This window comes from Agromyces sp. SYSU T00194 (assembly GCF_040496035.1).
GTDB classification, from domain to species: domain Bacteria; phylum Actinomycetota; class Actinomycetes; order Actinomycetales; family Microbacteriaceae; genus Agromyces; species Agromyces chitinivorans.
Genome location: NZ_JBEPJZ010000001.1, coordinates 2,561,534 through 2,582,028 on the forward strand (window position 1 = coordinate 2,561,534; position 20,495 = coordinate 2,582,028).

A 20,495-nucleotide genomic window follows, 5' to 3' on the forward strand; every position below is an offset into this window, starting at 1 on the left:
GACGTTCTCGGAAGGGGAGAGCATGGCTGATCCGGCACGGGCCAGGAAGATGGCCGACCGCATCAAGGAGATCGTCGCGCGGCGGCTCGACAAGGGCATCCGCGACCCTCGTCTGGGGTTCGTGACGATCACCGACGTGCGGGTGACGGGAGACCTCCAGCACGCGAGCGTGTTCTACACGGTGTACGGCACCGACGAGGAGCGCGCCGACTCGGCGGCCGCGCTGAAGGCGGCGACCGGCATGCTCCGCAGCGAGGTCGGCCGGAACATCACGGCGCGGCTGACGCCGAGCCTCGAGTTCATCCTCGATGCGATCCCCGAGAACGCCCAGCACATCGAGGACCTGCTCCGCGAGGCGCGCGAGCGCGACGCGGAGACCTCGAAGTCGGCGAGCACCGCCCAGTACGCGGGTGAGGCCGACCCGTACGTCAAGCCGCGCGAGGCCGACGAGGAGTAGTCACTCCGGCAGCGCGAGCCCGTCGGGCTGCGCGACCGCCAGCCCGTCGGCGACGAGCGAGTCGATCGCGCGCGCGAGCTGATCGGCGTCCGGCCAGGCCGGCGCCAGTTCCGCGCGCGTCACCGGCCGGTGCGCGGCGCGGAGCTCGCGCATGACGATGCCCCGCACCTGCCGGTCGGAGCCGGCGAAGCTCGCCTGGGCGCGCCGGCGCGGACCGTCGTACGCCGGGTAGCCGGCCGCGCGCCAGGCGCACAGCCCGGCGACCGGGCAGCGATCGCAGGCGGGGGAGCGGGACGTGCACGCCACCGCCCCCAGCTCCATCATGCCCGCGTTGAACGCCTGCGCGGCGGGCTCGTCCGCGGGCAGCAGCGCGTCCATCGCCGCGAGTTCCCGTCGCGGGTCGGGCGGTCCCGCGTCGCCCCGCCCGTCAACCGCGCGCGCGATGACCCGGCGGGTGTTGGTGTCGACGACCGGATGGCGCCGCCCGAACGCGAACGCGGCCACGGCCCGCGCCGTGTAGGGGCCGACGCCGCGCAGCGCGAGGAGCGCGTCGACGTCGGCGGGCACCTCGCCGTCGTGCCGCTCGACGATCTCGACCGCCGCCCGGTGCAGCCACATCGCACGTCGCGGGTAGCCGAGGCCGCCCCAGGCGCGCACCGCTTCGGAGGCGGGTTCCGCCGCGAGGGCGCCGGGCGTCGGCCAGCGCCGCATCCACGCCTCGAACGCGGGCACGACCCGCGAGACCTGCGTCTGCTGCAGCATGAACTCGCTGACGAGCACGCCCCACGGGCTGCAGTCGGCCCGGCGCCAGGGCAGGTCGCGCGCCGTCTCGGCGAACCAGCGCACGACGGGGTCCGCGAGGGCCGAGCCCGACCCGGTGTCAGGCATCGACCGCCCCGAGCACCTCGTCGACCGGCAGGTGCTCGCCGGTCTCCTCGACGCGGTGCACCAGCGCCGTGAGCGCGCGGTTCACGGGCGCGGGCACGCCCGCGGCATCCGCCCGCCGCACCACCGCGCCGTTCAGGTGGTCGATCTCGGTGCGCTGCCCGCGCCGGATGCTCTGCAGCGTCGAGCCGAGGTTGGGCACGCGGCCCATGCGCACGCCCATGAGCAGCGGCAGGGCCTGCCCGAGCGCGAGGGGCAGGCGGGCGAACAGCCGGAGCCGACGGTCGCCGAGGCCCTGCAGGGCGCCGAAGCGGACGCCGCTCGCGACGCCGACGCGCACGGTCTCGCGCATCGACGCCGTCAGCACCCGGCGGAGGCGGCGGTCGGCGATGACCGCCTGCACGCTCAGGCCCGTGATCGCGGGCAGGGCGTTCAGCATGTTCACCACGAGCTTGGTCCACTGGGCGCCCGCGAATCCGTCGATCGCGACGACGGGCACCGCCTCCGAGAGCAGTGCGGCGACGCGTCGGGATCCGTCGTCGGCGGGCCCGGCGTCGCGGCCGAGGTAGCTCGCGGCCGTCGTCGTGATGCGTACGTGCCCGGGCTCGGTGTAGTTCGCGGCGATGATGGACAGCACGCCGTAGCAGTCGGCGCCGGGCAGCAGCTCGCGCGCGGTGTCGACGCCCTCGAGGCCGTTCTGCACGACGACCACGGTGGTCCCGTCGAGCGCGTCGCGGTTGTCGGCGATGGCCGCGCGGGCGTCCTGCGCCTTGGTGCAGACCAGCGCGAGGTCGGGGCGGGACGACAGCCGGTCGGATGCCGCGACGCGCACGTGCACCTCGCCGTAGCCGCCGCTCAGCCGGACGCCGTCGTCGCGGATGGCGCGGAGCCCGTCGCCGCGGGCCGTGACCTCGACCTCGTGGCCGGCACGTGCGAGCAGTGCCGCGAACGCCCCTCCGAGCGCCCCGGCGCCGACGATCCCGATCCTCACCCGCGCAAGCCTACGTGCCCGCGCGGGACGCGGGTCGCACGCTGGTAGCCTTGACCCCCGTGACCAGCGGCATCCTCCTCGTCGACAAGCCGCAGCAGATCACCAGCCACGGGGTCGTCGGCCGGGTGCGTCGGCTCGCCGGCACCCGCAAGGTGGGGCACGCCGGCACCCTCGACCCGATGGCCACGGGCCTGCTCGTGATCGGCATCGGCACCTCCACGCGCCTGCTGCACCACATGGTCGGCCTCGACAAGCGGTACGAGGCGACCATTCGCCTGGGCGTCGCGACCGTGACCGACGACGCCGAGGGCGAGGTCGTCCGGGCCGCGGACCCCGCGCGGGTCGCGGCGGTCCCCGCGGCGGCGATCGAGGCGGGCGTCCGAGCCCTCACCGGACCGATCGAGCAGGTGCCGAGCGCGGTCAGCGCCATCAAGGTCGACGGCCGGCGCGCATACGACCGCGTGCGGTCGGGCGAGGACGTCGAGCTCGCCGCGCGCGCCGTGACCGTGCACGCGTTCGAGGTCGAGGCGGAGCGTCGCGGCGAGGGCTGGATCGACCTGGACGTCGTCGTCGACTGCTCGTCGGGCACGTACATCCGGGCGCTGGCCCGCGACCTCGGTGCCGGCCTCGGCGTGGGCGGGCACCTGACGCGCCTGCGCCGCACGCGCGTCGGGCCGTTCGACGTGGCCGACGCCGTCGTGCTCGCCGACGACACGGACGTGCCGGGGGCGCTCATCGCTCCCGCCGACGCCGCGTCGCGCGTGCTGCCGCGCGTCGACGTCGACGCCGTCCAGGCGACCGACCTCGGGCACGGCAAGCGCGTCGCCATCGACCCGGGCGCGCGCGGGCCGTTCGCGGCCGTCGACCCGGTGGGCCGGCTGGTCGCCATCGTCGAGCGACGCGGTGGCGCCCTCGCCGTCGTGACCGGGTTCCCCGCGGAGGAGGCACCGTGATCGAGTGGTTCGCCCTGCTGCAGGTCGGCATCGCCACGGCGGCCGGGCTGCTGTGCGTCGTGCTGGGACTGGCCGGCCGGGTGCCGAGCGACCTCAGCATGGGCGCGCTCGCGCTCGTGGAGCTGCTGCTGGTCGCGCAGGTGGTCGTGGCGATCGCCGCGCCGGCGTTCGGCAACGCCCCGACGGGCGACCCGCTGGAGTTCTGGGTCTATCTCGTCTCCGCGGCGCTGCTGCCGGCCGCCGCCGGGTTCTGGGCCCTGCTCGACCGCAGCCGCTGGAGCACCGTCGTGCTCGGGGTCGCGGCGTTCGCCGTCGCGGTGATGGTCTACCGCATGCTGCAGATCTGGACCGTGCAGCAGGCGTGACGCGCCCGTTGCGATAATCGAGGAACCATGACCGAAGTCGACCACCCCCTGGACGCCCCTGCGACCCGGCCGCGCATGAGCGGCATCGGGCGCGTGCTCGTCGCCGTGTACGCCGTGCTCGCCCTCGCGGCGACCGGGCGTTCCTTCGTGCAGATCGCCACGAAGTTCGACGAGGCGCCGCTGGCGTACGTGCTGTCGGCGCTCGCCGCGGTCGTGTACATCGTCGCGACGGTGGCGCTCGTGCGGCGCGGCCGCGCCTGGTACGTGGTGGCCTGGGCGACCATCGCGTTCGAGTTCACGGGCGTGCTGGTGGTCGGCACGCTCTCGCTCGTCGACCCGGCGCTGTTCCCGCACGACACCGTGTGGTCGGCCTTCGGCCGCGGCTACGTGTTCATCCCGGTCGTGCTGCCGGTGCTCGGCATGTGGTGGCTCGCCCGCCACCCGGTGCGTCGCGGGGAGGATGCCGCGTGAGGGTGTTCGACGGCCTGGCCGACGTGCCGGGCGACGCCGGGCCGTCCGTCGTCACGATCGGCAAGTTCGACGGCGTGCACACCGGCCACCGCGCCGTGATCGGCGAGCTGCGCCGACGGGCCGAGGCCCTCGGCGTCGCGTCCGCGGTGGTCACCTTCGACCGGCATCCGCTCGCCCACCTCGCGCCCGAGAAGTGCCCGGAGCCGCTCGTGAGCGTGCGACAGAAGCTCGACCTGCTGGCCGACACGGGCATCGACGAGACGCTGCTGCTGCACTTCGACGCGCGACTCGCCTCCGTCGAGCCGGACGAGTTCGTGCGCTCGGTGCTGGTCGACGGGCTGCACGCGCGCGAGGTGCTCGTGGGCGGCGACTTCCGCTACGGCCACCGGGGCGCGGGCGACGTGGCGAGCCTCGCCGAGGCCGGCGAGCGGCACGGGTTCGCCGTGCGCGTGGTGGACGACGTGGTGCCGGAGGCAGATCGCCGCGTGTCGTCGACCTGGATCCGCGAACTGCTCGACGCGGGCGACGTGGCGGCGGCGGGGCGGCTGATGGGCCACCTGCCGACGGTGCGCGGCATCGTCGTGCACGGTGCCGCCCGCGGCCGCGAGCTCGGCTTCCCGACGGCGAACCTCGCACCCGAGTCCGAGGGGCTCATCCCCGCCGACGGCGTCTACGCCGGCTGGCTGGTCGATGGCGGCGAGCGCCTGCCCGCGGCGATCTCGGTGGGGGACAACCCGACCTTCGAGGGCGTGCCGCAGCGCCAGGTCGAGGCGTACGTGCTCGATGCCGACATCGACCTGTACGACCACGTCGTCGACATCGCGTTCGCCGAGCGGATGCGCGGCATGGTCGCCTATGCGGGGCTCGAGCCGCTCATGGCGCAGATGCGGCAGGACGTCGAGGACGTGCGGCGCACGCTCGCCTGAGGTCGCGTCAGGCGAGGTCGCGCGTCAGGCCAGGTCGTGCGGCCGGTGCACGAGTGCGGCCGCGCCGATCAGCGGCCCGTCACCGGACAGCGCCGACGGCACGATCTCGAGCCGCGTGACGAAGCCGAAGCCGGTGCGTTCGGCGAGCGCGGCACGGGCATGGTCGAAGAACTCGGGCGCGACGTGCGAGAACCCGCCGCCGATCGCGACCAGGTCGAGGTCGAGCAGGCTCGTGGCCGACGCGATCGCGCGTCCGACCGCGGTGCCCGCGCGGCGCACGGCCGCGATCGCGACCGCGTCGCCCACGGCGTGCGCGGCGGCGAGCTCCTCGCCGGTCGCGCCGGCGAATCCCTGCGCGCGCGCCCAGGCCACCGTGCGGGGACCGGATGCGACGGCCTCGACGCACCCCGTACCGCCGCAGGGGCACGCGTCGTCGAACCCGCCGACCTCGATGTGCCCGACGTGCCCGCCGTTGCCGGTCGGGCTCGCCACCGCCCTCCCGTCGAGGATGAAGCCGCCGCCGATGCCGGTCGAGACGACCATGCCCATCATCGCCCCCACGCCGCGCCCGGCGCCGACCCAGTGCTCGGCGAGCGTGATGCACAGGCCGTCGATGCGCAGGGTGACCGGCACGCCGGGCAGGGCGCGCTCGACGAGGTCGACCAGGGGGAAGCCCCGCCAGACGGGCAGGTTCAGGGGCGAGACGAGACCGTCGACGAGGTCGACCGGCCCGGCCGCGCCGATGCCGCAGCCGACGAGTGCGCCGTCGTCGGGCAGGCCCGCGGCGGTCGCGGTCACCGCCTGCGCGACGTGCGCGGCGAGTTCGTCGGAGGTGGCGGTGGGTCCGGTCGGGCGCCGATGCCGCGATCCGGGCACGAGTGCGCCCGTGTCGTCGACGAGGGCGCTCTCGACCTTCGTGCCGCCGATGTCGACGGCGAGGGCGAGGGGGCGCATGGAGCCCAGCCTAGTGAGCGGCGGCGCGCCGACGCTGCGCCGCGGGAGGCATCCGCACTGCTCATCTGAGCAGGAAGCGCTGCATGTGTTGCTGCGCGGGCGAACCGGGCGTACCGTGGAGGAGTCGGAAGGAGCGTGATGGTCGAGACCGACGAACTCCTCTCGATCCGTGCGGCGGAGCTCTACTACGAGGAGAACAAGACCCAGGACGAGATCGGGCAGGCACTGCACCTCACCCGGTGGAAGGTCGGCCGGCTGCTGTCGCAGGCGAAGGCCAAGGGCTACATCCGCATCGAGATCGTCCATCCGCGCGCCAGGCGCCTGCCGATCGAGCGTCGGCTGCGCGAGGAGCGCGGCCTCGACGACGCGATCGTCGTCTCCACCGCCGGGGTCGACGGCCCCGACGAGGTGCAGATCCGCACCGCGCAGGCCGCCGCCGACTACCTGACCGCGCTGCGGCCGGTGCCGCGCACCCTCGGCGTCAGCTGGGGCCGCACCCTCCACCTGGTCGCGCAGCACCTCCGGCAGGGCTGGGCGTCCGGGGTCAGCGTCGTGCAGATCAACGGCGGCGTGAGCCTCAACCGGCGTGCCGGCACGGCGGCGGCGACCGCGGTCGCGATCGCGCAGAAGGCCGCAGGCCAGGCGACGCTGCTGCCGAGCCCCGCGATCCTCGAGCGCATCGAGACGAAGCAGGCCATCGAGTCCGACCGCGTGGTGGCGGGCGTCATCGACCAGGCCCGCTCGGCCGGCGCCTACCTCTTCAGCGCCGGCGCCGCCGACCACGACTCCGTGCACGTGGAGAGCGGGTACCTGTCGGCGGGCGAGGTCGACGAGCTCGTCCGCAAGGGCGCCGTCGGCGACGTCGTCGGCCGCTACATCGACCCCGACGGCAACATCGTCGACCCCGCCCTCGACGCCCGCACCGTCGGACTCACCCTCGACGAGCTCCGTGACGCCGACCAGGCCATCGCGGTGATCGCCGGCCGCAGCAAGCACGCGGTCGCCGACGCGGTCGTCCGCAGCGGCCTCTGCACCGTCCTCGTCACCGACGAGGAGACGGCCCTCCACATCCTCGACGGCTAGTCCGTCCAGACGAAGGAAGTCACCACCCATGTCCGGTTCCCAGCTCGTGCACCACGCACGCGAGCGCGCCGTCGCCATCCTCGGCGGCGAGCCCGACGACGCGACCCTGCGCCGCTACCTCCACGGCATCCCCGGCGTCGATGCGGTCGGGCTCGAGCAGCGCGCCGCGTCGCTCGGCACCCGCTCGATCAAGACCACGTCCAAGGCGTGGGCGATCGACCGCATCATCGAGCTCATCGACCTCACGACGCTCGAGGGCGCCGACACCCCGGGCAAGGTCCGCTCGCTCGTCGCGAAGGCGCTGCGTCCCGACCCGTCGGAGCCCGGCACGCCGCGCGTCGCCGCCGTGTGCGTGTACGGCGACATGGTGCCGTACGCCGTCGAGGCCCTCGGCGCGGCCCACGGCGACCCCGACGACGGACTCGTCTCGGTCGCCGCGGTGGCCACCGCGTTCCCGAGCGGCCGCTCGTCGCTCGCGATCAAGCTCCAGGACACCGCCGACGCCGTCGCCGCGGGCGCCGACGAGATCGACATGGTCATCGACCGCGGCGCGTTCCTCGCGGGGCGCTACGGCCAGGTCTTCGACGAGATCGTGCGGGTCAAGGAGGCCTGCGCGCGTCCCGACGGCACCTCCGCGTCGCTCAAGGTGATCCTCGAGACCGGCGAGCTGGTGACCTACGACAACGTGCGTCGCGCCTCGTGGCTCGCGATCCTCGCCGGCGGCGACTTCATCAAGACGTCGACCGGCAAGGTGCAGCCCGCCGCGACGCTCCCGGTGACGCTGCTCATGCTCGAGGTCGTCCGCGACTGGTACCGCCTGACCGGCCAGCGCATCGGGGTGAAGCCGGCCGGCGGCATCCGCTCGTCGAAGGACGCGATCAAGTACCTCGTGACCGTCGCCGAGACCGTGGGCGAGGAGTGGCTGGCGCCGCACCTGTTCCGGTTCGGCGCATCGAGCCTGCTGAACGACATGCTGATGCAGCGCCGGAAGCTGGCGAGCGGCCACTACTCCGGACCCGACTACCTGACGATCGACTGAGGAGTCGAACCATGAGCTTTCTCGAGTACGCGCCGGCTCCCGAGTCGCGCGCGATCCTGAACCTGCGCGACGCGTACGGCCTGTTCATCGACGGCGAGTTCGTCGACGGCAACGGCACGCCGTTCCAGACGATCTCGCCCGCCTCCGAGGAGCGGATCGCGACCGTCTCGACCGCCGACGCGGCGGACGTCGACGCGGCCGTGGCCGCCGCGCGCCGCGCGTACCAGCGCACCTGGTCGCGCATGTCCGGCCGCGACCGCGGCAAGTACCTGTTCCGCATCGCGCGCCTGCTGCAGGAGCGCGCCCGCGAGCTGGCGGTGGCCGAGAGCCTCGACAACGGCAAGCCCATCAAGGAGAGCCGCGACGTCGACGTGCCGCTCGTGGCCGCCTGGTTCTTCTACTACGCGGGCTGGGCCGACAAGCTCGACCACGCGGGACTCGGCGCCGACCCGCGCTCGCTCGGCGTGGCCGCGCAGGTGATCCCGTGGAACTTCCCGCTGCTCATGCTCGCCTGGAAGATCGCGCCCGCCCTCGCGGCCGGCAACACGGTCGTGCTGAAGCCGGCGGAGACCACGCCGCTCACGGCGCTCCTGTTCGCCGAGATCGTGCAGCAGGCCGACCTGCCGCCCGGCGTGGTGAACATCATCACGGGCGCCGGCGAGACCGGTGCCGCGCTCGTCGCGCACGACGACGTCGACAAGGTCGCCTTCACCGGCTCGACGGGGGTCGGCCGCGCCATCGCGCGGCAGGTCGCGGGCACGCACAAGAAGGTCACCCTCGAGCTCGGCGGCAAGGCCGCGAACATCGTCTTCGACGACGCGCCCATCGACCAGGCGATCGAGGGCATCGTCAACGGCATCTTCTTCAACCAGGGCCACGTCTGCTGCGCCGGCAGCCGACTGCTCGTGCAGGAGAACGTGCACGACGAGGTCGTCGAGCGGCTGAAGGCGCGCCTGTCGACGCTCCGCCTCGGCGACCCGCTCGACAAGAACACCGACATCGGCGCGATCAACTCGCGCGAGCAGCTCGACCGCATCCGCGAGCTGAGCGCGGCGGGCGAGGCGGAGGGCGCCGAGCGCTGGAGCGCCGACTGCGAGATCCCCGACGAGGGGTTCTGGTTCGCGCCGACCATCTTCACGAACGTCTCCACGAGCCACCGCATCGCGCGCGAGGAGATCTTCGGACCGGTGCTCTCGGTGCTGACCTTCCGCACGCCGGCCGAGGCGGTTGCGAAGGCGAACAACACGCCGTACGGGCTCTCCGCCGGCATCTGGACCGACAAGGGCAGCCGCATCCTCGCGGTCGCCGACAGGCTCCGCGCAGGCGTCGTGTGGGCGAACACGTTCAACCGGTTCGACCCCGCGAGTCCCTTCGGCGGCTACAAGGAGTCGGGCTACGGCCGCGAGGGCGGCCGCCACGGGCTCGCGGCGTACCTCGCGCCCGCCGCTCGGGACCGGGCGGCGATCACGCCGCCCGAGGAGCAGCCCGCACGAACGCCCAAGCGCCAGGCGAAGGGAGCGAAGCGATGAGCCGGCTGGCCGTGCCGAAGACGTACAAGCTCGCGATCGGCGGGAAGTTCCCGCGCAGCGAGTCCGGCCGCACCTACGAGGTGCGCGCCGCCGACGGGTCGTTCCTCGCGAACGCCGCCAAGGCCTCGCGCAAGGACGCGCGCGACGCGGTCGTCGCGGCGCGCTCCGCGTTGTCCGGCTGGGCGGGTGCGACCGCGTACAACCGCGGCCAGGTGCTCTACCGCATCGCCGAGCTGCTCGAGGGCCGGCGGGCGCAGTTCGTCGACGAGGTCATGCAGCTCGAGGGCGTCACCCGCGCCGCGGCGACCGCGCAGGTCGACGAGGCCATCGACCGCTGGGTCTGGTACGCGGGCTGGTCCGACAAGTTCGCCCAGGTGGCCGGCAACGCCAACCCGGTCGCGGGCCCGTACTTCAACATCTCGGTGCCCGAGCCGACCGGGGTCGTCGCCGTCGTCGCCCCGCAGGACACGGCCCTGCTCGGCCTGGTCTCGTCCGTCGCGCCCGCGCTCGTCGCGGGCAACGCCGTGGTCGTGATCGCCAGCGAGCCGTACCCGCTGCCGGCGATCAGCCTCGCCGAGGTGCTCGCCACCAGCGACGTGCCCGGCGGCGTGGTGAACACGCTCACGGGCTCGCCGGCCGAGATCGCGCCCTGGCTCGCCAGCCACGACGACGTCAACGCCATCGACCTCGTCGGCGCGGGGGCGCTCGACTGGGTCGACCTCGAGATCGCCGCGGCCGAGACGCTGAAGCGCGTGCTCCGCCCCGAGCAGGGGCCGGATGCCGCCGCGCCGTCGCTCGACCGCATCACCGCGTTCACCGAGACGAAGACGGTCTGGCACACCAAGAGCATGATCTGAGGTCGCCGGGAATCCGGCCCTCCCGGCGCCGGGCTCACGTAGCGTGGTGAGCCGGGAGGGGGACGACATGGGACGACGGGTGCTGGTGACCGGCGCGACCGGCTACATCGGCGGGCGCCTCGCGCCGCGGCTCGCGGCGGCGGGGCACGACGTGCGGGTGCTGGCGCGCTCGCCGCAGCGGCTGCGCGACGTGCCGTGGGCCGGGGACGTCGAGGTCGTCCAGGGCGACCTGGTCGACGAGGCATCCGTCGCGCGTGCCTGCGAGGGCGTCGAGGTGCTCTACTACCTCGTGCACTCCATGGGCGGGCGCGGCGACTTCGCCGCGGAGGAGCGGGCGATCGCACGCAACGTGGCGCGGGCGGCGCGGGCGGCGGGCGTGGAGCGCATCGTCTACCTCGGCGGGCTGCACCCCGACTCCGACCGGCTCTCGCGGCACCTCGCGTCCCGCGTCGAGGTGGGGGAGATCCTGCTGCACTCCGGCGTGCCGACGATCGTGCTGCAGGCGGGCGTCATCATCGGCTCCGGCTCGACGTCGTTCGAGATGATCCGGCACCTCACCGAGGTGCTGCCCTACATGCCCGCGCCGCGCTGGGTGCGCAACCGCATCCAGCCGATCGCGGTGCGCGACGTGCTGCACTACCTGGTGGAGGCGGCCGACGTGCCGGGCGCGGTGAACCGCACGTTCGACATCGGCGGACCCGACGTGCACCGGTACGGCCAGCTCATGAACGGGTACGCGGTCGAGGCGGGCCTGCACCAGCGGCCCATCGCTGCGCTGCCGGTGCTCACGCCGTACCTCGCGAGCCAGTGGGTGAACCTCGTCACGCCCATCCCGCGACGCCTCGCGGTGCCGATCATCGAATCGCTGCAGTTCGAGTGCGTGGCGCGCGAGCACGACATCGACGCGCTCATCCCGCCGCCCGAGGGCGGGCTGACGCCCTACCGCCGGGCGGTGCGGCTGGCGCTCGAGCGCGAGCGCCGCGGCGACGTCGAGACGAGCTGGCGCAACGCCGAGGTGCTCGGCGCCCCGAGCGACCCGCTGCCGAGCGACCCCGACTGGGCGGGCTACACGGTCTACACCGACCTGCGCGAGCGGCGCTCGCCCGCACCCGTCGCTGACCTGTGGGCGGTGATCGAGGGCGTCGGCGGCGAGAACGGCTGGTACTCCTTCCCGCTCGCCTGGGCGCTGCGGGGCTGGATCGACAAGCTCGTCGGCGGCGTGGGGCTCCGCCGCGGGCGGCGCGACCCCGACGAGCTGCACCCGGGCGACGCGGTGGACTTCTGGCGGGTCGAGCGCATCGACCGCGGGCGGCTGCTGCGCCTGCGCGCCGAGATGCGACTGCCCGGGCGGGCATGGCTGGAGATGTCGGCGGAACCCGACGGGGAGGCATCCGTCTACCGCCAGCGCGCGGTGTTCTTCCCCAAGGGGCTGCCCGGCCGGCTGTACTGGTTCGCGATCCTGCCGTTCCACGGCGTGATCTTCTCCGGCATGGCGAACCGCATCACGGCGCGGGCGCTCGCCGAGGCGCAGGCGTCGGATGCGCGGGGTCAGGACTCGACCGCGACCCCGGCCTCCTCCGCGGCCTGAGCGAACACCCGGTGCGTCGCGGCGCTGAAGAGGACGAACCGCACCAGGCCGGGGGAGGCGGATGCCGCCGCGACGGCGCCGATCGCGACGCGCGCCGCGTCGCCCATCGGCCAGCCGTAGACGCCCGCCGAGATCGCCGGGAACGCGATCGAGTCGGCGCCGAGTTCCGCGGCCAGCAGCAGCGAGGAATCGTAGGCGCCCGCGAGCAGCTCGCGCCGCGCGTCGGCCTCGTCGCCCGGGCCGGGCCAGACCGGCCCGACGGTGTGGATCACCCAGCGCGCCTCGAGCAGGCCCGCCGTCGTGGCGACGGCCTCGCCCGTGCCGAGCCCCTCGGGCAGCACCGACTGGCGCAGCGCCCGGCACTCCGCGAGGATCGCCGGGCCGCCGGCGCGGTGGATCGCGCCGTCGACGCCCCCGCCGCCCAGCAGCGTGGAGTTGGCGGCGTTGACGATCGCGTCGACGCGTTCGTGCGTGAGGTCCCCGGTCACGAGCTGCAGCCGGGGCACGGTCAGCTCCGGTTGTTGGAGAGCTCGAACAGCCGCACGAGCTCGGCGACGGCCGCCTCGCGCTCCTCGCCGCCCGCCTCGTACATGTGGCTGACGTGCGTGCGCAGGTGGTTCTCGACGAGGAGCTTGTTGAGCGAGGCGAGCGACTTCTGCACCGCGAGCGACAGCGTGACGATGTCGACGCAGTACTCCTCGCTCTCGATCATCTTCTCGATGCCGCGCAGCTGGCCCTCGATGATCCGCGTGCGGTGCAGCGCGCGCTTCTTGATGTCCTCGATCACGCTCTCAGGGTAGTCCCACCGCGCCGCGGCCCGGCACGGCGGTCCGCGTGGCGACCACGCGCGGGTTGCGGCTAGACTGGACGCCGCGCCGGTCGAGCCTGCTTTTCTCGTTCCGACGGTGTCGAGTGGCCACCCGCCAGAAGCTCGCACCTTGCTCGGACACCGGTCTCGGCGCACCCCGTCACGACGGCGGCACCCCTCGGGCGCCGGCGCGGTCGACGGGAACGGGGCATCCGCCCGGGGGCGCACCGCACCGGGCGGTGAGGAGTTTTGGAGGACCATGGCCAGCACGAGGCAGCGCACGCGCTCCCGCGACGACGACGCGCCCATCATCCCGATCCTCGCGCGCAAGGTGCGCGAGGTCGAGGCGAAGGCCCAGAAGGGCAAGGTGGGGCCGACCAACCGCACCAAGTTCCAGGTGATCGCGCTGCTCATGCGCGAGGAGCGGTCGCGGGTCAGGGGCGACGCGTCGATCGACGACGGACCCCGGGCCGAACTGCTGAAGCGCCTCGACGGCATCGCGCAGATCCTCGCGAAGACGGCGGCCCGCGACACGAGCCTCATCTCGCTGCTCGAGCCGGATGCCTCGATCTCCACGGTCGCGCAGCGGTTCCGCCGCGACTGGCTGCTCGAGTCGGGCGCCGAGCTGAGCCCCGACGAGCTGATCATCTCGCGCGAGCCGGAACCGGCCGCCGAGCCGATCAGCGAGAACCAGGTCGTGCCGCAGTCGGTGCGGGCGCGCCAGCTGGCGAACCCGTTCCTGGCGCCGGACCTGAGCGCGCCGCGGAAGGCGCCCGTGCCCGTGCGCCGCCTGGCGAACTGGGAGCTGCTGCAGCCGCTGTTCAAGGCGTTCGAGCAGGGGGCCGGCGGCCGCGCGGCCACCATGGAGCTGCCCGAGGCGCCGGCGATCGATCGCCTGTCGCCGCGGCACCTGGAGCTCATGCGGCACCAGGCCCGCTTCATCGAGGCCGCGCGCGAGGGGCATCGCACGTTCCTGCTCGCCGACGAGCCGGGCCTCGGCAAGACGGCCCAGAGCGTGCTCGCGGCGTCGGTCGCCGACGCGTACCCGCTGCTCGCGGTCGTGCCGAACGTCGTCAAGATGAACTGGGCGCGCGAGGTCGAGCGCTGGACGCCGCACCGCCGCGCGACCGTGATCCACGGCGACGGCGACACCCTCGACGCGTTCGCCGACGTGGTCATCGTCAACTACGACGTACTCGACCGGCACATGTCGTGGCTGTCGACGCTCGGCTTCCGCGGCATGGTGGTCGACGAGGCGCACTTCATCAAGAACCTGCAGTCGCAGCGCTCCCGCAACGTGCTGCAGCTCGCGCAGCGCATCCGCGAGCGCGCGCCCGGCGGCGACCCCCTGCTGCTCGCGCTGACGGGCACGCCGCTCATCAACGACGTCGACGACTTCCGCGCGATCTGGCGGTTCCTCGGCTGGATCGACGGCGACAAGCCGGCTCCGCAGCTGCTCGCACGACTCGAGGAGACGGGGCTGACGCCCGCCGACCAGGGGTTCTACCCGGAGGCACGGCAGGCCGTGGTCGACCTCGGCATCGTGCGTCGCCGAAAGGTCGACGTCGCCGCCGACCTGCCCGACAAGCGCGTGGCCGACCTCCCGGTGGAGCTGGACGACGAGCTCGGCCGCTCCATCCGCCAGGCCGAGCGCGAGCTCGCCCAGCGCCTCGCCGAGCGGTTCCGCACGCTCGTCGCGAGCCGCGACCTGCGCGTCGGCGACCTCGACGACGACCAGCGCGACGCGTTCATCCGGGCCGTGGCGAGCGCCGAGCTCGAGGAGTCGCGCAGCGCCAAGTCGGGCGACAACGTCTTCACCATGGTGCGCCGCATCGGCCAGGCCAAGGCCGGCCTGGCCGCCGACTACGCCGCGCAGCTGGCGCGGTCGGCCGGCAAGGTCGTGTTCTTCGCCAAGCACATCGACGTCATGGACCAGGCCGAGGCCGCGTTCGCGGCGCGCGAGCTGCGCTCGGTGTCGATCCGCGGCGACCAGTCGGCGATCGCACGCCAGGCCGCCATCGACGCGTTCAACTCCGACCCGGACGTGCACGTCGCGGTCTGCTCGCTCACGGCGGCGGGCGTGGGCGTCAACCTGCAGTCGGCGTCGAACGTCGTGCTGGCCGAGCTCAGCTGGACGGCCGCCGAGCAGACGCAGGCGATCGACCGCGTGCACCGCATCGGCCAGGACGAGCCGGTCACCGCGTGGCGCATCATCGCCGCGCACACGATCGACACGCGCATCGCCGAGCTGATCGACGCCAAGCAGGGCCTCGCCGCCCGCGCGCTCGACGGCTCCGACGTCGACCCGGGCTCGGCGGACTCGGTGCAGCTCGACGCGCTCCAGCACCTGCTGCGGCAGGCGCTGGACGGCACCCTCTGATCACCGGCTGTCGATAGACTGCGGCAGACCCGCCCCGGGGCACCGGGTCGGCACCACCACCCGCACCGATGATCGACAAGGAGTCGTGCATCCCATGAAGATCGGTCTGCTCACCAGCGGCGGCGACTGCCCCGGACTGAACGCCGTCATCCGCGGTGCCGTGCTGAACGGCGTCATCTCGCACGACGACGAGTTCGTCGGGTTCCGCAACGGCTGGCGCGGCGTCGTCGAGGGCGACTTCACCGAGATCGTCCGCCACGACGTGCGCGGGCTCTCCAAGCAGGGCGGCACGATCCTCGGGTCGAGCCGCACCAACCCCTTCGAGGGCGAGGGCGGCGGGCCCGAGAACATCCAGCGCATGCTCGACGAGAACGGCATCGACGCGATCATCGCGATCGGCGGCGAGGGCACCCTGACGGCCGCGCGCCGCCTCGTCGACGAGGGCGGCATCAACATCGTCGGCGTGCCCAAGACCATCGACAACGACCTCGCCGCCACCGACTACTCGTTCGGCTTCGACACCGCCGTGCAGATCGCCACCGAGGCGATCGACCGCCTGCGCACCACGGCCGACTCGCACGGTCGCTGCATGGTGGTCGAGGTCATGGGCCGTCACGTCGGCTGGATCGCGCTGCACTCGGGCATGGCCGGGGGCGCCCACGCGATCCTCATCCCCGAGCAGCCGAAGACCATCGAGCAGATCTGCGAGTGGGTCGAGTCGGTCCGCGATCGCGGACGCGCACCGCTCGTGGTGGTCGCCGAGGGATTCACCCTCGAGGGCATGTCGGAGGCGCACTCGCACAAGGGGCTCGACGCGTTCGGGCGTCCGCGTCTCGGCGGCATCGGCGAGCTGCTCGCGCCGATGATCGAGGAGCGCACCGGCATCGAGTCGCGCGAGACCGTGCTCGGGCACATCCAGCGCGGCGGCGCCCCGTCGGCCTTCGACCGCGTGCTCGCCACCCGGCTCGGCATGTCCGCCATCACGGCCGTGCACGACCACGCGTGGGGTTCCATGGTCTCGCTCACCGGCACCGACATCGAGGTCGTGAGCATCGCCGACGCGACCGGCGGGCTCAACGTGGTGCCGCAGTCGCGCTACGACGAGGCCAAGATCCTGTTCGGCTGAGCATCGTGCTGCCCCGGGTCTGCGTCTGCTACCTGCTCCGCGACGGCGAGGGCGGGCGGCAGGTGCTGCTCGGGCGCAAGAAGGAGGGGCTCGGCGCCGGGCGGCTGGTCGGGCTCGGCGGCAAGCTCGAACCCGGGGAGTCCGCGGTGGCGGCGGCCGTGCGCGAGGTGTACGAGGAGTCGGGCGTCACCGTCGCGGCATCCGACCTCGAGCACCGCGGCCGCCTGACCTACCGGTTCCCGACCCGGAGCGCATGGAGCCAGGAGTCGGACGTGTTCGTCACGGAGCGGTTCGACGGCGTGCCGGGGGAGTCGGACGAGCTGGTGCCGGCCTGGTACCCGGTGGCCCGGCTGCCGCTCGGCGAGATGTGGGACGACGCGAGGTTCTGGTTGCCCGGGGTGCTCGCCGGCGGTCGGGTGCGTCGCGCCTTCCGGTTCGGCAGCGACCTGGCGAGCGTCGTCGCGGAGGACGATCCGGCCGCCTGAGCGCGCGAGCGGTTTGCCCGCGGGGCCCGCGCGTGACAGGATGCTTCGGTTCACGTCCCTCCACAGAGAGCATCCGGTGGATCTCACCCTCGTCGTCCTGCTGGTCGTCGTACTGGCACTCTTCTTCGACTTCACCAACGGGTTCCACGACACCGCCAATGCGATGGCGACCCCCATCGCGACCGGTGCGCTCCGCCCGAAGGTGGCCGTCGCGCTCGCGGCGGTGCTGAACCTCATCGGCGCGTTCCTCTCGACGGAGGTGGCGCGCACGATCTCCGGCGGCATCATCCGCGAGGGCGAGGACGGCGTGCTGATCACGCCGACCCTGATCTTCGCGGGGCTGCTCGGCGCGATCATCTGGAACATGGTGACCTGGCTGTTCGGCCTGCCGTCGAGTTCCAGCCACGCCCTGTTCGGCGGGCTGATCGGTGCGGCGCTCGTCGGCGCGGGCCTCCAGGCGATCGACCTGTCGGTGCTGGCGTCGAAGGTGCTGCTGCCCGCCGTGCTCGCGCCGCTCACCGCCGGGCTCGTCGCGTTCTGCGCGACCCGGCTGGCGTACTGGATCACCCGGCGCAACGACCGCAAGCCCGACGGCCGCGACGGCTTCCGCCGCGCGCAGGTGTTCTCGAGCTCGCTGGTGGCGCTCGCGCACGGCACGAACGACGCGCAGAAGACGATGGGCGTCATCACCCTCGCGTTCATCGCGGCGGGGCTGCAGTCCACGGGTACCGGACCGCAGGGCTGGGTGGTCGTCGCGTGCGCGATCGCGATCGCGCTGGGCACCTACGTCGGCGGCTGGCGCATCATCCGCACCCTCGGCACGGGGCTCACCGACGTCAAGCCCGCCCAGGGCTTCGCCGCCGAGACGAGCACCGCGGCGACGATCCTCGCCTCGAGCCACCTCGGCTTCGCGCTCTCGACCACGCAGGTCGCGTCGGGCTCGGTCATCGGCTCGGGCCTCGGCCGCCGCGGGTCGACGGTGCGCTGGTCCACCGCGGGCCGCATCGGCATCGGCTGGCTGCTCACGCTGCCCGCGGCGGGCATCATCGGCGCGCTCGCGGCGCTCGTCGCGAACCTCGGCGTCGCCGGCATCCTGATCGACGCGGTCGCGGGCTTCGCCGCGATCATCGGGCTGTACCTCGTCTCCAAGCGCGACGAGGTCAACCAGCACAACGTGACCAGCGAGGTCGCGGCCTCCGGCCGAGCGGTCCGCATCCCGCGCGATGCCAAGCGGAAGGGGGCCCGCTCGTGATCGACTGGTTCTCGTTCCTCGTCGTGCTCGTCGCGTCGATGCTCGGCGCCTGCGTCGTGGTCGCCGCCTACGCGCTCGGAATCCGGCTGCTCGTGGTCTCGGGCCGGGCGCCCGTGGTGAGCCCCGCCGAGTTCACCGACGCGATCACGATCATGACGCCCGCCGAGATCCGCGCGGCCGAGAAGCGCGCGGCGAAGGCGGCCAGGAAGAGCCCGCTCGGCGAGGGAGCGAAGCGACTCGCCCTCGTCGGCGCCTGGGCCTGCTTCGCCCTCAGCGGACTCGCGGTGCTGTTCGGCATCTACCTGATCGTGCCCGCCTTCCACGGCTGAGCGGGCGGACCACCGCCGCAGGACGGGGGTTCACCGGATGTCGCCGGCCCGGCCGCGACCGTAGCGTGGATGTCATGACCACCACCGTCCCCACCACCCCCGCCCCGACCGCCGACTACGGCCCCAGCGCCACCGCGGCCGCACCCCGCGGGCTCGGCATCGCCAGCCTCGTGCTCGGCATCGTCTCCATCCTCACCGGCGGCGGTGCCGTGATCGGTCCCATCGCCGGCCTCGTGCTCGGCTGCCTGGCGCTGACCCGCGAGCCCGCCGGTCGCACCCTGGCGATCTGGGGCATCGTGCTGAACGCCGTCGTGATCGGGTTCGGCGCGCTCGCCCTCGTCGGCACCGCGGTCTTCACCGTCGCGATGCTGCCGTTCGCGCTCTTCTGACGCGCACCCGCGGCGCACCGGTCACGGGCCGTCCCGCTGTCGCGGGGCGGCCCGCGACGGTAGGCTCGGAGGGCATGCCGGCGACCCACCGGCGCACCACCACCGATGGCGATGGAGATCCCATGAACCTGCGACCCCTCATGCACTGCGACGACGAGGGGAGGGGCGAATGAGCGAGCTCGGGCCGATGCGCGTCGAGTCGGATTCGCTCGGCCAGGTGGAGGTCCCGGCCGACGCCTACTGGGGCGTGCACACGCGTCGCGCGCTGGACAACTTCCCGATCTCCAAGCGTCCCATCTCGGTGTATCCCGAGCTGATCGTCGCGCTCGCCTCGGTCAAGCAGGCCGCCGCGCGCGCCAACCTCGAGGTCGGTGCGCTGCGCGCCGAGACGGCCGGCCGCATCGACGCCGCCTGCCAGCGGATCATCGACGGCGAGTTCCACGACGAGTTCGTCGTCGGCGTGATCCAGGGCGGCGCCGGCACCTCGACCAACATGAACGCGAACGAGGTCATCGCGAACGTCGCCCTCGAACTCGCCGGCTTCGAGAAGGGCCGCTACGACGTCATCCACCCCATCGACGACGTCAACCGCAGCCAGTCGACCAACGACACGTACCCGACCGCGCTGAAGATCGCGCTGTCGCTCTCGCTGCGCACGCTGCTCGACGAGCTGGAGGAGCTGCGCCGGTCGTTCCACCGCAAGGCCATGGAGTTCCGCGAGGTGCTCAAGGTGGGCCGCACGCAGCTGCAGGACGCCGTGCCGATGACGCTCGGGCAGGAGTTCCACGGCTACGCCACGACGCTCGGCGAGGACCGCGCGCGGCTCGAGGAGACCCGCTGGCTGCTCGCCGAGATCAACCTCGGCGCGACCGCGATCGGCACCGGCATCACGGCCGACCCGGGCTATGCGGCGGCGGCGGTGCGGCACCTCAACGAGATCACCGGCCTGGGCCTGGAGACCGCACCCGACCTGATCGAGTCGACGAGCGACACGGGCGTGTTCATGTCGTTCTCCGGCTCGCTGAAGCGCAGCGCGATCAAGCTCTCGAAGATCTGCAACGACCTGCGGCTGCTCTCGTCTGGCCCCCAGACCGGCCTCGGCGAGATCAACCTGCCGCCGAAGCAGGCGGGCTCGTCGATCATGCCCGGCAAGGTCAACCCGGTGATCCCGGAGGCGGTCAGCCAGGTCGCCTTCCAGGTCGCGGGCACCGACGTGACCGTGACGATGGCGGCCGAGGCCGGCCAGCTCCAGCTGAACGCGTTCGAGCCGGTCATCGCGCACTCGCTGCTGCAGTCGATCACCTGGATGCGCCAGGCCTGCTGGACGCTGCGGGTCAACTGCGTGGACGGCATCACCGCGAACACCGAGCGCCTCGGCGAGATGGTCGCCTCGAGCGTCGGCGTGATCACGGCGCTGATCCCGTTCATCGGCTACGGGCAGGCCGCCGAGCTCGCCAAGGAGGCCCTGCGCACGGGCCGGCCGGTGGCCGACCTGGTGGTCGAGGCGGGGCTGATGACCCGCGAGGCCGTGACGCACCAGCTCTCGCCCGACCGGCTGTCGGGCATGGAGCCGATCACCAGCGCCATCCCGGTCGTGCAGCTCCAGGCCGAGCCCTCCGACTGACGCC

Annotated in this window: 22 protein-coding genes; 17 read left to right on the forward strand and 5 right to left on the reverse strand. The window is 73.3% G+C overall.

The genetic code is table 11. From position 1 onward, the window contains the following. Nucleotides 1-22: 22 nt before the first annotated feature. Nucleotides 23-457, forward strand: a complete 435-nt coding sequence (gene rbfA, locus ABZK10_RS12025) for a 30S ribosome-binding factor RbfA (RefSeq protein ID WP_353809434.1) — start codon at nucleotides 23-25, stop codon at nucleotides 455-457. Here rbfA and ABZK10_RS12030 read toward each other — a convergent pair whose 3' ends face one another. Both ABZK10_RS12030 and ABZK10_RS12035 read right to left on the reverse strand, forming a co-directional pair. Next, the gene (locus ABZK10_RS12030) at nucleotides 458-1,345 is read right to left on the reverse strand and encodes an HhH-GPD family protein (protein WP_353809435.1); all 888 of its coding nucleotides are present in this window, start codon (nucleotides 1,343-1,345) and stop codon (nucleotides 458-460) included. Further along, nucleotides 1,338-2,333 carry a ketopantoate reductase family protein gene (locus ABZK10_RS12035; protein ID WP_353809436.1) on the reverse strand — a complete coding sequence of 332 codons (996 nt, stop codon included), beginning with the start codon at nucleotides 2,331-2,333 and terminating at the stop codon, nucleotides 1,338-1,340. The genes ABZK10_RS12030 and ABZK10_RS12035 overlap by 8 nt, the downstream gene beginning before the upstream one ends. A 50-nt stretch (nucleotides 2,334-2,383) precedes the next feature. Between ABZK10_RS12035 and truB the strand changes: the two genes are divergently transcribed. From truB to ABZK10_RS12055, 4 genes are read left to right on the forward strand one after another with little or no spacing between them, the layout of a single operon-like run. Continuing rightward, nucleotides 2,384-3,286, forward strand: coding sequence for a tRNA pseudouridine(55) synthase TruB (gene truB / locus ABZK10_RS12040; protein WP_353809437.1), 903 nt, complete (start codon nucleotides 2,384-2,386; stop codon nucleotides 3,284-3,286). Then, nucleotides 3,283-3,651 (forward strand): hypothetical protein, encoded by a 369-nt coding sequence (locus ABZK10_RS12045; RefSeq protein ID WP_353809438.1) that lies wholly within the window; start codon nucleotides 3,283-3,285, stop codon nucleotides 3,649-3,651. Before truB ends, ABZK10_RS12045 begins: the two co-directional genes overlap by 4 nt. Nucleotides 3,652-3,678: 27 nt before the next feature. Next, nucleotides 3,679-4,122 (forward strand): hypothetical protein, encoded by a 444-nt coding sequence (locus ABZK10_RS12050; RefSeq protein WP_353809439.1) that lies wholly within the window; start codon nucleotides 3,679-3,681, stop codon nucleotides 4,120-4,122. Then, complete coding sequence (locus ABZK10_RS12055; protein ID WP_353809440.1) at nucleotides 4,119-5,048, forward strand: bifunctional riboflavin kinase/FAD synthetase; 930 nt, start codon at nucleotides 4,119-4,121, stop codon at nucleotides 5,046-5,048. Before ABZK10_RS12050 ends, ABZK10_RS12055 begins: the two co-directional genes overlap by 4 nt. A gap of 24 nt (nucleotides 5,049-5,072) precedes the next feature. Here ABZK10_RS12055 and ABZK10_RS12060 read toward each other — a convergent pair whose 3' ends face one another. Beyond that, entirely contained in the window at nucleotides 5,073-6,002 is a 930-nt protein-coding gene (locus ABZK10_RS12060) for an ROK family protein (RefSeq protein ID WP_353809441.1), read from the reverse strand. Nucleotides 6,003-6,140: 138 nt separating this feature from the next. On the opposite strand from ABZK10_RS12060, the gene ABZK10_RS12065 reads away from it, so the two are divergent. From ABZK10_RS12065 to ABZK10_RS12085, 5 genes are all read left to right on the forward strand, one after another. Further along, entirely contained in the window at nucleotides 6,141-7,085 is a 945-nt protein-coding gene (locus ABZK10_RS12065) for a sugar-binding transcriptional regulator (RefSeq protein WP_353809442.1), read from the forward strand. A gap of 28 nt (nucleotides 7,086-7,113) precedes the next feature. Next, on the forward strand, nucleotides 7,114-8,124 hold the full coding sequence (deoC, locus tag ABZK10_RS12070) for a deoxyribose-phosphate aldolase (protein WP_353809443.1): 1,011 nt from the start codon (nucleotides 7,114-7,116) through the stop codon (nucleotides 8,122-8,124). An 11-nt stretch (nucleotides 8,125-8,135) separates the two neighbouring features. Further along, a complete protein-coding gene (locus tag ABZK10_RS12075) occupies nucleotides 8,136-9,653 on the forward strand; it encodes an aldehyde dehydrogenase family protein (protein WP_353809444.1) in 1,518 nt (505 codons plus the stop codon). Then, complete coding sequence (locus ABZK10_RS12080; RefSeq protein ID WP_353809445.1) at nucleotides 9,650-10,510, forward strand: aldehyde dehydrogenase family protein; 861 nt, start codon at nucleotides 9,650-9,652, stop codon at nucleotides 10,508-10,510. The genes ABZK10_RS12075 and ABZK10_RS12080 overlap by 4 nt, the downstream gene beginning before the upstream one ends. Before the next feature lie 67 nt (nucleotides 10,511-10,577). Next, complete coding sequence (locus ABZK10_RS12085; RefSeq protein WP_353809446.1) at nucleotides 10,578-12,098, forward strand: SDR family oxidoreductase; 1,521 nt, start codon at nucleotides 10,578-10,580, stop codon at nucleotides 12,096-12,098. Here the strand turns inward: ABZK10_RS12085 and ABZK10_RS12090 are convergent. Together ABZK10_RS12090 and ABZK10_RS12095 are read right to left on the reverse strand one after the other, a co-directional pair. Further along, entirely contained in the window at nucleotides 12,059-12,604 is a 546-nt protein-coding gene (locus tag ABZK10_RS12090) for an O-acetyl-ADP-ribose deacetylase (protein ID WP_353809447.1), read from the reverse strand. The two genes, ABZK10_RS12085 and ABZK10_RS12090, sit on opposite strands and share 40 nt — an antisense overlap. Before the next feature lie 2 nt (nucleotides 12,605-12,606). Further along, nucleotides 12,607-12,885 (reverse strand): metal-sensitive transcriptional regulator, encoded by a 279-nt coding sequence (locus ABZK10_RS12095; RefSeq protein ID WP_353809448.1) that lies wholly within the window; start codon nucleotides 12,883-12,885, stop codon nucleotides 12,607-12,609. Nucleotides 12,886-13,165: 280 nt separating this feature from the next. Between ABZK10_RS12095 and ABZK10_RS12100 the strand changes: the two genes are divergently transcribed. The 7 genes from ABZK10_RS12100 to ABZK10_RS12130 all read left to right on the forward strand — a co-directional run bounded on the left by ABZK10_RS12100 (nucleotide 13,166) and on the right by ABZK10_RS12130 (nucleotide 20,491). Next, nucleotides 13,166-15,286 carry a DEAD/DEAH box helicase gene (locus ABZK10_RS12100; RefSeq protein ID WP_353809449.1) on the forward strand — a complete coding sequence of 707 codons (2,121 nt, stop codon included), beginning with the start codon at nucleotides 13,166-13,168 and terminating at the stop codon, nucleotides 15,284-15,286. A gap of 94 nt (nucleotides 15,287-15,380) precedes the next feature. Then, a complete protein-coding gene (locus tag ABZK10_RS12105) occupies nucleotides 15,381-16,412 on the forward strand; it encodes a 6-phosphofructokinase (RefSeq protein WP_353809450.1) in 1,032 nt (343 codons plus the stop codon). A 5-nt stretch (nucleotides 16,413-16,417) separates the two neighbouring features. Next, nucleotides 16,418-16,897: an 8-oxo-dGTP diphosphatase gene (locus tag ABZK10_RS12110; RefSeq protein ID WP_353809451.1), complete on the forward strand. Its 480-nt coding sequence runs from the start codon at nucleotides 16,418-16,420 to the stop codon at nucleotides 16,895-16,897. Nucleotides 16,898-16,973: 76 nt separating this feature from the next. Next, a complete protein-coding gene (locus ABZK10_RS12115) occupies nucleotides 16,974-18,149 on the forward strand; it encodes an inorganic phosphate transporter (protein WP_353809453.1) in 1,176 nt (391 codons plus the stop codon). Then, nucleotides 18,146-18,478, forward strand: a complete 333-nt coding sequence (locus tag ABZK10_RS12120) for a peptidase (protein WP_353809454.1) — start codon at nucleotides 18,146-18,148, stop codon at nucleotides 18,476-18,478. Before ABZK10_RS12115 ends, ABZK10_RS12120 begins: the two co-directional genes overlap by 4 nt. Before the next feature lie 74 nt (nucleotides 18,479-18,552). Next, nucleotides 18,553-18,867, forward strand: a complete 315-nt coding sequence (locus ABZK10_RS12125) for a hypothetical protein (RefSeq protein ID WP_353809455.1) — start codon at nucleotides 18,553-18,555, stop codon at nucleotides 18,865-18,867. A 169-nt stretch (nucleotides 18,868-19,036) separates the two neighbouring features. Further along, nucleotides 19,037-20,491, forward strand: a complete 1,455-nt coding sequence (locus ABZK10_RS12130; protein ID WP_353809456.1) for an aspartate ammonia-lyase — start codon at nucleotides 19,037-19,039, stop codon at nucleotides 20,489-20,491. Nucleotides 20,492-20,495 lie beyond the last annotated feature (4 nt).

What these genes read in the sequence shown, in the direction of transcription:
- ABZK10_RS12130 (WP_353809456.1), top strand. Translation starts at nt 19,037, where the DNA reads ATGAGCGAGCTCGGGCCGATGCGCGTCGAGTCGGATTCGCTCGGCCAG.
- ABZK10_RS12050 (WP_353809439.1), top strand. Translation starts at nt 3,679, where the DNA reads ATGACCGAAGTCGACCACCCCCTGGACGCCCCTGCGACCCGGCCGCGC.
- ABZK10_RS12125 (WP_353809455.1), top strand. Translation starts at nt 18,553, where the DNA reads ATGACCACCACCGTCCCCACCACCCCCGCCCCGACCGCCGACTACGGC.
- deoC (WP_353809443.1), top strand. Translation starts at nt 7,114, where the DNA reads ATGTCCGGTTCCCAGCTCGTGCACCACGCACGCGAGCGCGCCGTCGCC.
- ABZK10_RS12075 (WP_353809444.1), top strand. Translation starts at nt 8,136, where the DNA reads ATGAGCTTTCTCGAGTACGCGCCGGCTCCCGAGTCGCGCGCGATCCTG.
- ABZK10_RS12060 (WP_353809441.1), bottom strand. Translation starts at nt 6,002, where the DNA reads ATGCGCCCCCTCGCCCTCGCCGTCGACATCGGCGGCACGAAGGTCGAG.
- ABZK10_RS12030 (WP_353809435.1), bottom strand. Translation starts at nt 1,345, where the DNA reads ATGCCTGACACCGGGTCGGGCTCGGCCCTCGCGGACCCCGTCGTGCGC.
- ABZK10_RS12105 (WP_353809450.1), top strand. Translation starts at nt 15,381, where the DNA reads ATGAAGATCGGTCTGCTCACCAGCGGCGGCGACTGCCCCGGACTGAAC.
- ABZK10_RS12100 (WP_353809449.1), top strand. Translation starts at nt 13,166, where the DNA reads ATGGCCAGCACGAGGCAGCGCACGCGCTCCCGCGACGACGACGCGCCC.
- ABZK10_RS12080 (WP_353809445.1), top strand. Translation starts at nt 9,650, where the DNA reads ATGAGCCGGCTGGCCGTGCCGAAGACGTACAAGCTCGCGATCGGCGGG.
- ABZK10_RS12065 (WP_353809442.1), top strand. Translation starts at nt 6,141, where the DNA reads ATGGTCGAGACCGACGAACTCCTCTCGATCCGTGCGGCGGAGCTCTAC.
- rbfA (WP_353809434.1), top strand. Translation starts at nt 23, where the DNA reads ATGGCTGATCCGGCACGGGCCAGGAAGATGGCCGACCGCATCAAGGAG.
- ABZK10_RS12085 (WP_353809446.1), top strand. Translation starts at nt 10,578, where the DNA reads ATGGGACGACGGGTGCTGGTGACCGGCGCGACCGGCTACATCGGCGGG.